Below are 13,555 nucleotides of genomic sequence, written 5' to 3'. Positions count from 1 at the left end.
CGCCCCAATGGCAGTACCCATAAATATAACCCCACTCTCTACAAGGCTCGGGGTACCCGGAATAAGGGAAACAACAGGTCAGCGACAACGCAGGCGTAATGCCTATATTCGGAATAAAACATTATGTGTGGAATTGTTGGCGCAGTTGCGCAGCGTGATATTGCTGAAATCCTTCTCGAAGGATTACGTCGTCTGGAGTACCGCGGTTATGACTCTGCCGGTCTGGCAGTGGTTGACGCAGAAGGGAACATGACCCGTCTGCGCCGCCTCGGTAAAGTCCAGATGCTGAGTCAGGCGGCGGAAGAACATCCGCTCCATGGCGGCACAGGTATTGCTCACACCCGCTGGGCGACGCACGGCGAACCGTCGGAAGGAAACGCGCATCCGCATGTGTCTGAACACATCGTTGTGGTGCATAACGGCATCATCGAAAACCACGAACCGCTGCGCGAGCTGCTGCAGTCGCGTGGCTACGTCTTTGCCTCCGAGACCGATACCGAAGTGATTGCTCACCTCGTTCACTGGGAGCTTGAGCAGGGCGGTACGCTGCGCGACGCCGTTATGCGCGCTATCCCGCAGCTGCGCGGTGCTTACGGCACGGTGATCATGGATACCCGCGATCCGGGCACGCTGCTGGCAGCGCGTTCAGGAAGCCCGCTGGTGATTGGTCTGGGCATGGGTGAAAACTTCATTGCCTCCGATCAGCTGGCGCTGCTGCCGGTGACCCGTCGCTTTATTTTCCTCGAAGAGGGCGATATCGCGGAAGTCACGCGTCGTGCCATCACCATCTTTGATAAATCTGGCGCACAGGTTAAACGCCCGGACATCGAATCTAATCTGCAGTATGACGCCGGTGACAAAGGCATCTACCGTCATTACATGCAGAAAGAGATTTACGAACAGCCGAACGCGATCAAAAACACGCTGACCGGCCGCATCAGCCACGGTGAAGTTGATTTAAGCGAGCTGGGCGCGAACGCCAACGAGATGCTGGCTCAGGTTGAGCATATCCAGATTGTCGCCTGCGGCACGTCGTACAACTCGGGGATGGTTTCTCGCTACTGGTTTGAAGCGCTGGCTGGCGTGCCGTGCGATGTGGAAATCGCCTCTGAATTCCGCTATCGCAAGTCTGCCGTGCGTCGCAACAGCCTGATGATTACCCTGTCGCAGTCCGGCGAAACGGCGGATACGCTGGCGGCGCTGCGTCTGTCGAAAGAGCTGGGTTATCTGGGCTCGCTGGCTATCTGTAACGTGCCGGGCTCTTCGCTGGTGCGCGAGTCCGACCTGGCGCTGATGACCAAAGCCGGTACCGAAATTGGCGTGGCGTCCACCAAAGCGTTTACCACTCAGTTGACCGTACTGCTGATGCTGGTGGCGAAGCTGGCGCGTCTGAAAGGTCAGGATGCTGCCGTTGAGCACGATATCGTTCATGGTCTGCAGGCGCTGCCGAGCCGTATTGAGCAGATGCTGTCGCAGGACAAGCGCATTGAAGCGCTGGCAGAAGATTTCTCTGACAAACACCACGCCCTGTTCCTCGGCCGTGGCGATCAATATCCGATTGCGCTGGAAGGCGCGCTGAAGCTGAAAGAGATCTCTTACATCCACGCGGAAGCGTATGCCGCAGGCGAGCTCAAGCATGGCCCGCTGGCACTGATCGATGCCGATATGCCGGTTATCGTGGTAGCGCCAAACAACGAACTGCTGGAAAAACTGAAATCCAACATTGAAGAGGTGCGCGCGCGCGGCGGTCATCTGTATGTTTTTGCCGATCGCGATGCGGGTTTCACCAGCAGCGACAACATGCACATCATTGAGATGCCGCATGTGGAAGAGGTGATTGCGCCGATCTTCTACACCGTGCCGCTACAGTTACTGGCGTACCACGTCGCGCTGATTAAAGGCACTGACGTTGACCAGCCGCGTAACCTGGCGAAATCGGTAACCGTAGAGTAAAAAAAACGCCCCATATCAATAAATGGGGCGTTTTTTATCCTTTCCTTTATGACAATCTGTCATCATCAACTACCTTTTTCAGTGTCACAGAAATAAAATTATTCTGACATGTTGTGGTCATAATTGTGGCTATCGATATGAAAAAGAAGCTTTTTTAAATGCTGACTAAACAAAATTTTCCACTGTCATTAAACTGTCATAAACCGTACATATAACTGTCACCTCTTTGTCCTATTTTGCTCATCGTAGCCACTTAAACAACGATTTACACAAATCTTGCAGGAGACATTATGAACGTTATGCGTACCACTGTCGCAACTGTTGTCGCCGCGACCTTATCGATGAGCGCTTTCTCTGCTTTCGCAGCAGCAAGCCTGACTGGCGCTGGCGCAACATTTCCTGCGCCGGTGTATGCCAAGTGGGCTGATACCTACCAGAAAGAAACGGGTAACAAAATCAACTATCAGGGTATCGGCTCCTCCGGTGGCGTTAAGCAAATCACAGCAAACACAGTAGACTTCGGCGCGTCTGACGCTCCGTTGGCGGATGACAAATTACAGCAGGAAGGGCTGTTCCAGTTCCCGACCGTGATCGGCGGCGTGGTGCTGGCGGTAAATCTGCCTGGCTTCAAATCTGGCGAGCTGGTGCTTGACGGTAAAACCCTGGGGGATATCTACCTCGGCAAAATCAAAAAATGGGATGATGAAGCGATTGCAAAGCTGAACCCGGGCAAAAAACTGCCTTCTCAGAATATCGCGGTTGTTCGTCGTGCTGACGGTTCGGGTACCTCCTTCGTCTTCACCAGCTACCTGGCGAAAGTAAACGAAGAGTGGAAATCCAAAGTTGGTGCTGGTTCAACCGTTAACTGGCCGACCGGTCTGGGCGGTAAAGGTAACGACGGCATCGCCGCGTTCGTACAGCGTCTGCCGGGCTCTATCGGTTATGTTGAATATGCTTACGCTAAGCAGAACAACCTGACCTACACCAGGCTGAAATCTGCCGACGGTGCTGACGTCAGCCCGACCGAAGAGAGCTTCTCTAACGCCGCGAAAGGCGTTGACTGGAGTAAATCTTTCGCTCAGGACCTGACCAACCAGAAAGGTGCGGACGTGTGGCCAATCACTTCCACTACCTTCATCCTGGTGCACAAAGATCAGAAAAATGCTGAGCAGGGCACTGAAGTGCTGAAATTCTTCGACTGGGCGTACAAAAACGGTGCAAAAGAAGCGAACGCACTGGATTATGCGACCCTGCCGGACAGCGTGGTTGAGCAGGTTCGTGCTGCATGGAAAACCAACGTGAAAGATAGCAGCGGCAAAGCGCTGTACTAACAGGATATAGTTGACGAAGATGGCGGGGAGCGCGTGCGCTCACCCGCCTGTTTCGTAAGACGTAAATAACTGAAGAGTAACTTATGGCTGCAACCAAGCCTGCTTTTAACCCACCGGGTAAACAGGGTGACATGATATTCAGTGCGCTGGTAAAACTGGCTGCGCTGATTGTGCTATTGATGCTGGGTGGCATCATCGTTTCCCTGATCATCTCCTCCTGGCCAAGCATTCAGAAATTTGGCTTCTCGTTTCTGTGGACCAAAGAGTGGGATGCGCCAAATGACATCTTCGGTGCGCTGGTCCCTATCTACGGTACGCTGGTCACCTCCTTTATCGCGCTGCTGATCGCCGTTCCGGTGAGTTTCGGCATCGCACTGTTCCTGACAGAACTCGCCCCGGCCTGGCTGAAACGCCCGCTGGGTATCGCGATTGAGCTGTTAGCGGCAATACCCAGTATCGTTTACGGTATGTGGGGGCTGTTTATTTTCGCGCCGCTGTTCGCCACGTATTTTCAGGAGCCGGTCGGCAATGTGCTGTCAAATATCCCGTTTGTGGGCGCGCTGTTTTCCGGCCCGGCGTTCGGCATTGGTATTCTGGCCGCTGGCGTTATCCTTGCCATCATGATCATCCCGTACATTGCGGCAGTGATGCGCGATGTGTTTGAACAAACGCCGGTGATGATGAAAGAGTCTGCGTACGGCATCGGCTGTACGACCTGGGAAGTCATCTGGCGTATCGTGCTGCCGTTCACCAAAAATGGGGTGATCGGTGGCATTATGCTCGGCCTGGGCCGCGCGCTGGGTGAAACGATGGCGGTGACCTTTATCATCGGTAACACCTACCAGCTCGACAGCGCTTCGCTGTATATGCCGGGCAACAGTATTACTTCGGCGCTGGCTAACGAATTCGCAGAAGCGGAATCCGGCCTGCATGTCGCGGCGCTGATGGAACTGGGTCTGATTCTGTTCGTTATCACCTTCATTGTTCTGGCTGCCTCGAAATTCATGATCCTGCGTCTGGGGCGCGTTAATGGCGACTCTTGAAATGCAAACGACCGCTGAACTGGCGGAATCCCGCCGCAAAATGCAGGCTCGCCGCCGTACGAAAAACCGTATCGCCCTGACGCTGTCGATGGCGACCATGGCGTTCGGCCTGTTCTGGCTTATCTGGATCCTGGTCTCAACCGTTTCGCGCGGTTTTGACGGCATGTCACTGGCGCTGTTCACCGAAATGACGCCGCCGCCAAATACCGCGGGTGGCGGTCTGGCGAACGCCCTTGCAGGCAGTGGGTTACTGATCCTGTGGGCCACCATCTTCGGTACGCCCCTGGGCATCATGGCGGGCATTTACCTGGCGGAATATGGCCGTAAATCTCTGCTGGCGGAATTTATTCGTTTCATCAATGACATTCTGCTTTCTGCGCCGTCCATCGTAGTGGGCCTGTTCGTGTACACCATCGTGGTGGCCAAAATGGAGCACTTCTCCGGTTGGGCCGGGGTGATTGCGCTGGGCCTGCTGCAGGTGCCGATTGTCATTCGAACCACTGAGAATATGTTAAAGCTGGTGCCGGACAGCCTGCGCGAAGCCGCGTATGCCCTGGGAACGCCGAAATGGAAGATGATTTCCGCCATCACGGTGAAAGCGTCCGTTTCCGGCATCCTGACTGGTGTGCTGCTGGCGGTGGCGCGTATCGCCGGGGAAACCGCGCCGTTGCTGTTCACCGCGCTTTCCAACCAGTTCTGGAGCACCGACATGATGCAGCCTATCGCTAACCTGCCGGTGACCATTTTCAAATTTGCGATGAGCCCGTTTGCTGAATGGCAGCAGCTGGCCTGGGCCGGGGTATTGATCATCACCCTGTGCGTCCTGTTGCTGAACATTCTGGCGCGCATCATTTTTGCCAAGAGTAAACACGGTTAATTTTTACGGCGTGGTTATGGACGGCGCCGGATGAGGAAAAGAGTGAGATGAGTATGGCTAATACTGCCCCGGGTAAGATTTCGGTTCGTGATTTGAACTTCTACTACGGCAAATTCCATGCCCTTAAGAACATCAACCTGGACATCGCAAAGAATCAGGTGACGGCATTTATCGGACCTTCAGGCTGCGGTAAATCGACGCTGCTGCGTACCTTCAACAAAATGTATGAGCTCTATCCCGAGCAGCGTGCGGAAGGTGAAATCCTGCTGGATGGTGACAATATTCTCACCAATACCCAGGATATCGCGCTGCTGCGCGCTAAAGTCGGTATGGTCTTCCAGAAACCGACGCCGTTCCCGATGTCCATCTACGACAACATCGCCTTTGGCGTGCGTCTGTTTGAGAAGCTGTCCCGTGCCGATATGGACGAGCGCGTGCAGTGGGCGTTGACCAAAGCCGCATTATGGAACGAAACCAAAGATAAGTTGCACCAGAGTGGATACTCTCTCTCTGGGGGTCAGCAACAGCGTTTGTGCATCGCGCGTGGCATTGCGATTCGCCCGGAAGTGCTGCTGCTGGATGAGCCGTGTTCCGCGCTGGATCCTATCTCCACCGGTCGTATCGAAGAGCTGATCACCGAGCTGAAGCAGGATTACACCGTCGTGATCGTGACGCACAACATGCAACAGGCGGCACGTTGCTCCGACCACACTGCGTTTATGTATCTTGGTGAGCTGATTGAATTCAGCAATACGGATGATTTATTCACCAAGCCTGCTAAGAAGCAAACCGAAGATTATATTACTGGCCGCTACGGTTGATTTGGAGTTAGCGATGGACAACCTTAATCTCAACAAACATATTTCCGGCCAGTTCAACGCAGAACTGGAGCATATCCGCACCCAGGTGATGACCATGGGCGGGCTGGTGGAACAGCAGCTCTCTGACGCGATTACGGCAATGCATAATCAGGATCAGGATCTGGCGAAGCGCGTTATCGACGGTGACAAGCAGGTTAATATGATGGAAGTGGCCATCGATGAAGCCTGCGTGCGCATTATTGCCAAGCGCCAGCCCACCGCCAGCGACCTGCGCCTGGTGATGGCGATCATCAAGACTATCGCTGAACTGGAGCGCATTGGTGACGTGGCGGACAAGATTTGCCGTACCGCGCTGGAGAAATTCTCCCACCAGCACCAGCCGCTGCTGGTGAGCCTGGAATCGCTGGGTCGCCACACTGTGCAGATGCTGCATGACGTGCTGGACGCCTTCGCGCGGATGGATATCGATGAAGCCGTGCGTATCTATCGTGAAGACAGAAAAGTGGATCAGGAGTACGAGGGCATTGTGCGTCAGCTGATGACCTACATGATGGAAGATCCGCGTACTATTCCAAGCGTCCTGACGGCGCTGTTCTGCGCGCGCTCCATCGAGCGTATCGGTGACCGCTGCCAGAACATCTGCGAGTACATTTTCTACTTCGTGAAAGGGCAGGATTTCCGTCACGTGGGCGGCGATGAGCTGGACAAGCTGCTGGCGGGTAAAGATCCGAAAGAGTGATCGGTGTTAAAAGGCCCGGTGGCACTGCGCTTACCGGGCCTGCGATAGTTAGCGAGTCACCTTCCAGCCGCGCGCTTTCCACAGCGCAGGCAGTTCCGATAATGCCCTGAACGTCGTCACCTTAGGGTGATCAATCGGCGGGTTGTGCGGGTCGGCACAGAAGTAAAACACCTCCATTCCGGCCGCGACGCCGGATTGTGCGCCCGCGCTGGAATCATCCACCAGAATGCAGTTTTCCGGATTCACGTTCATCGCTTTTGCCGCATGGAACATTAGCGCCGGATCGGGCTTCCAGCGCTGGATATCGTAACCGCTGAACAGTTTTTCCGGGAAATGATGCAACATGCCGGTTTTTCCCAGCGAATGCTGCATTTTGCTGACCGGGCCATTAGACACCACGCACATTGGAACGGTAACCGCATCCAGCAACGCATTTGCCCCCTCAATGACGTCCAGTTCGCTGTCGAACAGGCGTGCGACCTCGGCGCGGTAAAGAGGCTCTAAATCCGCTTTCTGCAGATTTACCCCATGTTCGGCGTTGATCGTATCGATGATTTCGTAGAGCTTCACGCCCTTAAAGCGTTTAAAAATCTCTTCGAGATCAAGCGTTATACCCATCTGCTGAAACATATAGACGTAGGCGCGGGAACAAATCACTTCACTGTCGACCAGCGTACCATCACAGTCGAAAAATACCGCTTCAATGTTGGTCATGCCGTTTCCTGTTATAACAAGTTTATCGTTTACCTGATGAAAATTGCGCAACGCAATCGTTGCCGTATAAGAAAAACCAATAAAAAAAGTGCGAGTTAATTCTCCCTATTGTCGCATTTTGGGGTAGGATAGCGACGAATTTTCCCTCCTTTGCTCGGAACCAGAAGATGAGTCAACAACACACTACCCAGGCCTCTGGTCAGGGACTGCTTGAGCGCGTGTTCAAACTGCGCGAACACGGGACATCGGCACGCACCGAAGTCATCGCCGGCTTTACGACTTTCCTGACGATGGTGTACATCGTTTTTGTTAACCCGCAAATTCTTGGCGCCGCGGGAATGGATACCAGCGCCGTGTTTGTGACCACCTGTCTTATCGCCGCGTTCGGCAGCATCCTGATGGGGCTGTTTGCCAATCTGCCGGTAGCGCTGGCGCCTGCGATGGGGCTTAATGCCTTCTTCGCGTTTGTCGTTGTCGGTGCGATGGGCCTGCCGTGGCAGGTCGGAATGGGCGCCATTTTCTGGGGTGCGGTGGGTCTGCTGCTGCTGACCGTTTTTCGCATCCGCTACTGGATGATCGCTAATATCCCGGTCAGCCTGCGCGTGGGCATCACCAGTGGTATCGGCCTGTTTATCGGCATGATGGGGCTGAAAAACGCCGGAGTGATTGTTGCCAACACGGAAACGCTGGTGACCATTGGCAACCTGACGTCGCATAACGTACTGCTTGGCGTGCTGGGCTTTTTCATTATTGCGATTCTGGCGTCCCGCAATATTCATGCGGCGGTGCTGGTGTCTATCGTCGTGACCACGCTGCTGGGCTGGCTGATGGGCGATGTTCATTACAACGGTATCGTCTCCGCGCCGCCGAGCGTCACCACCGTGCTGGGTCATGTCGATCTCGCTGGTTCGCTGAACATCGGTCTGGCCGGGGTGATCTTCTCGTTTATGCTGGTCAACCTGTTCGACTCCTCAGGCACGCTGATTGGTGTGACCGACAAAGCCGGTCTGACCGATGAGAACGGTAAATTCCCGCGCATGAAGCAGGCGCTGTATGTGGACAGTATCTCGTCCGTCGCCGGGTCGTTCATTGGTACCTCATCCGTTACCGCGTACATCGAATCCTCATCCGGCGTCTCCGTTGGCGGTCGTACGGGTCTGACGGCGGTGATCGTCGGTCTGCTGTTCCTGCTGGTGATTTTCCTTTCCCCGCTGGCAGGCATGGTGCCGCCATACGCGGCCGCAGGCGCGCTGATTTACGTTGGTGTGCTGATGACCTCTAGTCTGTCGCGCGTGAAGTGGGATGACCTTACCGAGGCCGTTCCGGCGTTTATTACGGCGGTGATGATGCCGTTCAGCTTCTCTATCACCGAAGGGATTGCGCTGGGCTTTATCTCTTACTGCGTGATGAAAATCGGTACCGGTCGTTTCCGCGATCTCAGCCCGTGCGTGATTATCGTCGCGCTACTGTTTGTTCTGAAGATTGTGTTTATCGACGCGCACTAATCGATACACCCTCTCCCCGCAGGGGAGAGGGTCTGCATAAAGACGTTATGCTTTTACCCGCTGAATATAATCACCAAAGGCGGTCAGCTGACCGGTCAGATGATCCAGCGTGCTCTGATCAATCACTTCACCCGTTTGCGGGTCGACTTTGTTCTGAATCACCCCACCCATAAATTCCGGCTTGTTCATCACCATGGCGTCAAGGAACACCAGGATCTGCCGCAGGTGATACTGACAGCGAGCGCCTCCCCCGCCAGCGGCTGGTCAGGCAAACGGGACAGCCAGTCGATGGCGTTCTTCAGCCCGCCCGGCACCGAATAGTTATATTCCGGCGTGACAATCACCACGCCGTCGGCCTGGCGAATCTGCCCGGCCAGCGCTTCAACGCTTTGCGGAAAACCCTCTTCCTGCTGCACATCCGCATCATAAAGCGGAATGTCGCCAATCGACGGCAGTGCAGTGATATCCATTCCCGCTGGCGCGATTTTAGGCAGGGTGCGAGCCACCATACCGTTAAATGAGCCTTTACGCAGGCTCCCCAGTAACGTAACAACATTCAACGTTTCAGACATGATTACTCCTTTGCATCATGAGAAGACAGGTCAGTTGATTATAAGGGCTTTTTCGGCAGGCAGGCTGGTAAATCGCATCAGGCGTGCGGCAGGCTCATTGGCGCGTGTCTGGGCATCCGGCAGGCTGCTCCAGCCGTTTTTGCCATCATATTCCCACAGACTCAGTTTTTCGATAGCGGGGCTGGTGGCAACCGACCACACCAGAATATCTTCGGCATCGCAAATCGCCTCGATCTGCATGACCTTTGCCGAGCGTAAACGCCCTGAGCCGGGAAGCAGCTGTAATAAACGGGGGGAATCCTCTGTGGCGTGACCGGACATTTTCAGCACGCTCTGACGCAGGACAACCAGCTGAGTGCGCGCCTCGTGGGGATCGTTTTGATTGGCAATCCACAGACTTTCGTTACTGGTGAAAGGATACTCTTCCGGGACGCTGGCGCTGCTGAGGCTGGTGTGCTGCAATTCCATGTCGAGGCCACAATTGCCCTCTGTTGCCAGCGCCACGCCGACGATATTGCCGGTATAGGCGACGGAAAAACCCGGTAGTTCCGCATCGGCAAACACCGGTTTTCCGTTAGGCTGCGTGATGATTTCCGGAAGCTCACTAATACCGTAAAGCATGAACATCAGTTCAGCCAGCAGCGCGCGTGACCCCATAAAACGGGCACGCCGGTGCTCCGGCAGCCGCCGTGCCGCGTGGTGAATGGTTGAGGGTAGTCGTACCGAAGCGAGGTGTTCCTCGCTGAGTATGCCTCTTGCAAAGTGAGTGGCCATTTTTCGCTCCCTGATTAATGGACAATGGTTAACGCCGGGTAATGTATTATCGCCGATAATGGACAGGTTTTAATGCGGAAAAACCTGTCTGAAAAGCATTCAGGCATGACTTTTACATTTCCTTAGTCACATTAGCCGAATCGCTCACAAATTATTTCCCGATGCAGAAGCTGGAGAAGATCCGCCCCAACAGGTCATCCGACGTAAATTCGCCGGTGATTTCGCTTAAGTTGTGCTGCGCCAGCCGCAGCTCTTCCGCCAGCAGTTCGCCTGCCCAGGCACCAAGCAGCTGTGCTTTGCCTTGTTGCAGATGATTCGCTGCCTCTTCCAGCGCCTGTAAGTGACGACGACGAGCCAGGAAACCGCCTTCCATGTTGGTTTCAAAGCCCATGCTCTGTTTGAGATGGTTACGCAGCGTATCCACGCCTTCGCCGGTCCGCGCGGAGAGGCGAATAAGTGAGTGGTTATTCACTTCGCTGAAGCCCAGCGTTTCGCCGGTGACGTCTGCTTTGTTGCGCACGACGGTGATCGGCAGTTTCGCAGGCAGACGGGCAATAAAATCGGGCCAGATATCGGCCGGATCTACCGCGTCAGTGGTGGTGCCATCAACCATAAACAGCACGCGGTCCGCCTGCTCGATTTCCTGCCAGGCGCGTTCGATGCCGATGCGCTCCACTTCGTCGCTGGCGTCGCGTAAACCGGCGGTATCAATGATATGCAGCGGCATACCGTCGATGTGAATATGTTCGCGCAACACGTCACGAGTGGTACCGGCAATGTCGGTGACAATCGCCGCTTCGCGGCCAGCCAGCGCGTTCAGCAGGCTCGATTTCCCGGCGTTAGGTCGCCCGGCAATCACCACTTTCATCCCTTCACGTAGCAGGCTGCCCTGACGCGCCTCGGCGCGTACAGCGTCGAGATCGGCGATAACCGTATTCAACTGCGCTTCGATTTTACCGTCCGACAGAAAGTCGATCTCTTCGTCCGGGAAATCGATGGCAGCTTCTACATAGATTCGCAGGTGAGTGAGTGCTTCCACTAAATGATTGACCCGCGCGGAAAACGCCCCCTGCAGCGAATTCAGGGCAGAACGTGCCGCCTGTTCCGAACTGGCGTCGATCAGGTCGGCAATCGCCTCTGCCTGGGCTAAATCAAGCTTATCGTTTAAGAAGGCGCGTTCGGAAAACTCTCCCGGCTTTGCGATACGCACGCCCGGCAGCGTCAGAATACGTTTGAGCAACAGATCGAGGATCACCGGTCCGCCGTGGCCTTGCAGCTCCAGCACGTCTTCACCGGTAAAAGAGTTCGGGCCGGGAAACCACAGCGCGATGCCCTGATCCAGCGCGGTGCCGTCGGCGTCTTTGAACGGCAGATAATCGGCGTAGCGTGCCTTTGGTAGTTTACCCAACACGGCGTGCGCAACGTCCCGCGCCTTCAGGCCGGAGATGCGCAGGATGCCCACACCACCGCGTCCCGGTGGGGTTGCCTGGGCGATGATAGTGTCGTTATGGCTCATAAAATCACTCGTATTAAAAAAGGCGGTCATTAGACCGCCTTCTGGCTTGAAGAATGAAGCGTATTAAGACTTTTTCTTCTCGCGGCTGTGCAGCCCACGTTTTTCCAGACCACGGTAAATCAGCTGCTGCTGAATAATGGTCACCAGGTTGCTGACGATATAGTACAGCACCAGACCTGACGGGAACCACAGGAAGAATACCGTGAAGATGACCGGCATAAAGGTCATGATCTTCTGCTGCATCGGGTCGGTCACGGTGGTCGGCGACATCTTCTGAATGAAGAACATCGTCACGCCCATCAGGATCGGCAGGATGTAGTACGGGTCCTGTGCGGACAGGTCATGGATCCACAGCGCAAACGGCGCGTGGCGCAGCTCAACGGAGCCCATCAGCATGTAGTACAGCGCAAGGAAGATAGGCATCTGGATGATCAGCGGGAAGCAGCCACCCAGCGGGTTTACCTTCTCGGCTTTATACAGGGCCATCATTTCCTGGCTCTGACGCTGTTTGTCATCGCCCAGACGCTCACGCATTGCCTGAATCTTCGGCTGCAGCATACGCATCTTCGCCATGGAGGTGTACTGCGCTTTGGTCAGCGGGTACATGATGCCACGAACGATAAAGGTAATAACGATGATGGAGAAGCCCCAGTTGCCCAGGAAGCTGTGGATCCACTTCAGCAGCTTAAACAGCGGCTGAGAGATGAACCACAACCAGCCGTAGTCAACGGTCAGATCCAGGTGCGGCGCAACGGCAGCCATTTTATCCTGAATTTCCGGACCGACCCACAGGGTGCTGTTCAGCGTTGCGTTCTGGCCCGGCTGCACCAGCGTCGGCTGAGATTTGTAGCCGATCGCGGCAATGCCGTTGCCCAGGTTCGCGGTGTAGAAGTTGTTGTTGCCATCGTTACGCGGAACCCATGCGGTTGCAAAATACTGCTGCAGCATTGCTACCCAGCCATTTTTGGCATTCAGGTTCAGGTTCTCGTTGTCGGCGATAGTATCGAATTTGTATTTTTCGTATTTTTCGTCCGGCGTAGAGTACGCCGCGCCGCGGAAGGTATGCAGCGCAAAGTTGCTGCTGCCAGTGTCGCGGTGAGACGGCAGATTGATGGATTGCTTCAGCTGACCGAAAGAGGCCAGTTCCAGCGGTTTCTCGCCGACGTTTTTCACGTCATAGCCCACATTCACTGAGTATTCACCGCGTTTCAGGGTGAAGGTTTTGGTGAAGGTGTTACCGGCTTTGTCGGTATACGTCAGCGGGATTGCCAGTTCATTCTGGCCATCAGCCAGTACAAACGCATCTTTATCAACGTTATACAGAGGACGAGGACCATTGGCCGGGTTGTCCGGGCCATCACGTCCAGTCAGGCCGCTCTGCGCCTGGTAGATAAACTGTGGCGTCGTTTCCAGCAACTGGAACGGTTCATTGGAACCCAGATCTTTCGGGTATGCCAACAGCAGTGCCTGCTCAACATCACCACCGCTGGTGTTGATGGTCAGTTCAAGCACATCGGTTTTAACCGTAATCAGTTTCCCCTGGCCACTGGCCGGTACGCCCTGGTCTGCTGCACTACCCGCTGGGGTGGTCGTCGTCTGCGTGGTCTGTTGCGGCTGGGGCTGAGGATTTTTATCCTGCTCCCACGCTTGCCAGATCATGAAAGACACGAACAACAAAGCGATGATAAGAAGATTGCGTTGGGAATCCAT

At 55.0% G+C, this 13,555-nt stretch carries 11 protein-coding genes and 1 pseudogene; 7 read left to right on the top strand and 5 right to left on the bottom strand.

The window, feature by feature from the left end; translation table 11 throughout:
- Positions 1 to 123: 123 nt before the first annotated feature.
- The 6 genes from glmS (at position 124) to phoU (ending at position 6,764) form a co-directional block, all read left to right on the top strand.
- The gene (glmS, locus tag GM30_RS11730; RefSeq protein ID WP_049848766.1) at positions 124 to 1,953 is read left to right on the top strand and encodes a glutamine--fructose-6-phosphate transaminase (isomerizing); all 1,830 of its coding nucleotides are present in this window, start codon (positions 124 to 126) and stop codon (positions 1,951 to 1,953) included.
- A 290-nt stretch (positions 1,954 to 2,243) separates the two neighbouring features.
- Positions 2,244 to 3,284, top strand: coding sequence for a phosphate ABC transporter substrate-binding protein PstS (gene pstS, locus GM30_RS11725; RefSeq protein ID WP_049848765.1), 1,041 nt, complete (start codon positions 2,244 to 2,246; stop codon positions 3,282 to 3,284).
- An 83-nt stretch (positions 3,285 to 3,367) separates the two neighbouring features.
- Positions 3,368 to 4,327: a phosphate ABC transporter permease PstC gene (gene pstC / locus GM30_RS11720; protein ID WP_049848764.1), complete on the top strand. Its 960-nt coding sequence runs from the start codon at positions 3,368 to 3,370 to the stop codon at positions 4,325 to 4,327.
- On the top strand, positions 4,314 to 5,204 hold the full coding sequence (gene pstA, locus GM30_RS11715; protein ID WP_049848763.1) for a phosphate ABC transporter permease PstA: 891 nt from the start codon (positions 4,314 to 4,316) through the stop codon (positions 5,202 to 5,204). The genes pstC and pstA overlap by 14 nt, the downstream gene beginning before the upstream one ends.
- Before the next feature lie 47 nt (positions 5,205 to 5,251).
- A complete protein-coding gene (pstB, locus tag GM30_RS11710) occupies positions 5,252 to 6,025 on the top strand; it encodes a phosphate ABC transporter ATP-binding protein PstB (protein WP_049848762.1) in 774 nt (257 codons plus the stop codon).
- Between the two features lie 13 nt (positions 6,026 to 6,038).
- Entirely contained in the window at positions 6,039 to 6,764 is a 726-nt protein-coding gene (gene phoU / locus GM30_RS11705; protein WP_049848761.1) for a phosphate signaling complex protein PhoU, read from the top strand.
- 48 nt (positions 6,765 to 6,812) lie between these two features.
- Here phoU and yieH read toward each other — a convergent pair whose 3' ends face one another.
- Complete coding sequence (gene yieH / locus GM30_RS11700) at positions 6,813 to 7,478, bottom strand: 6-phosphogluconate phosphatase (RefSeq protein ID WP_049848760.1); 666 nt, start codon at positions 7,476 to 7,478, stop codon at positions 6,813 to 6,815.
- A 167-nt stretch (positions 7,479 to 7,645) separates the two neighbouring features.
- Here yieH and GM30_RS11695 point away from each other — a divergent pair, with 167 nt between their 5' ends.
- Positions 7,646 to 8,983 (top strand): NCS2 family permease, encoded by a 1,338-nt coding sequence (locus GM30_RS11695; protein ID WP_049848759.1) that lies wholly within the window; start codon positions 7,646 to 7,648, stop codon positions 8,981 to 8,983.
- 45 nt (positions 8,984 to 9,028) lie between these two features.
- Here GM30_RS11695 and GM30_RS11690 read toward each other — a convergent pair.
- The 4 genes and pseudogenes from GM30_RS11690 to yidC form a co-directional block, all read right to left on the bottom strand.
- Positions 9,029 to 9,555 (bottom strand): annotated as a pseudogene (locus tag GM30_RS11690) (NADPH-dependent FMN reductase).
- 30 nt (positions 9,556 to 9,585) lie between these two features.
- Entirely contained in the window at positions 9,586 to 10,329 is a 744-nt protein-coding gene (locus GM30_RS11685) for a 4'-phosphopantetheinyl transferase family protein (RefSeq protein WP_049848758.1), read from the bottom strand.
- Positions 10,330 to 10,480: 151 nt separating this feature from the next.
- Positions 10,481 to 11,845, bottom strand: a complete 1,365-nt coding sequence (gene mnmE, locus GM30_RS11680; RefSeq protein ID WP_049848792.1) for a tRNA uridine-5-carboxymethylaminomethyl(34) synthesis GTPase MnmE — start codon at positions 11,843 to 11,845, stop codon at positions 10,481 to 10,483.
- 63 nt (positions 11,846 to 11,908) lie between these two features.
- Positions 11,909 to 13,555, bottom strand: coding sequence for a membrane protein insertase YidC (gene yidC / locus GM30_RS11675; RefSeq protein ID WP_049848757.1), 1,647 nt, complete (start codon positions 13,553 to 13,555; stop codon positions 11,909 to 11,911).

Origin of the sequence: Trabulsiella odontotermitis (assembly GCF_001188485.1) — a bacterium.
Lineage (GTDB): Bacteria > Pseudomonadota > Gammaproteobacteria > Enterobacterales > Enterobacteriaceae > Trabulsiella > Trabulsiella odontotermitis_A.
Note: the sequence above shows the minus strand (reverse complement) of the source record. Positions and strands in the feature narration are given on the sequence as shown.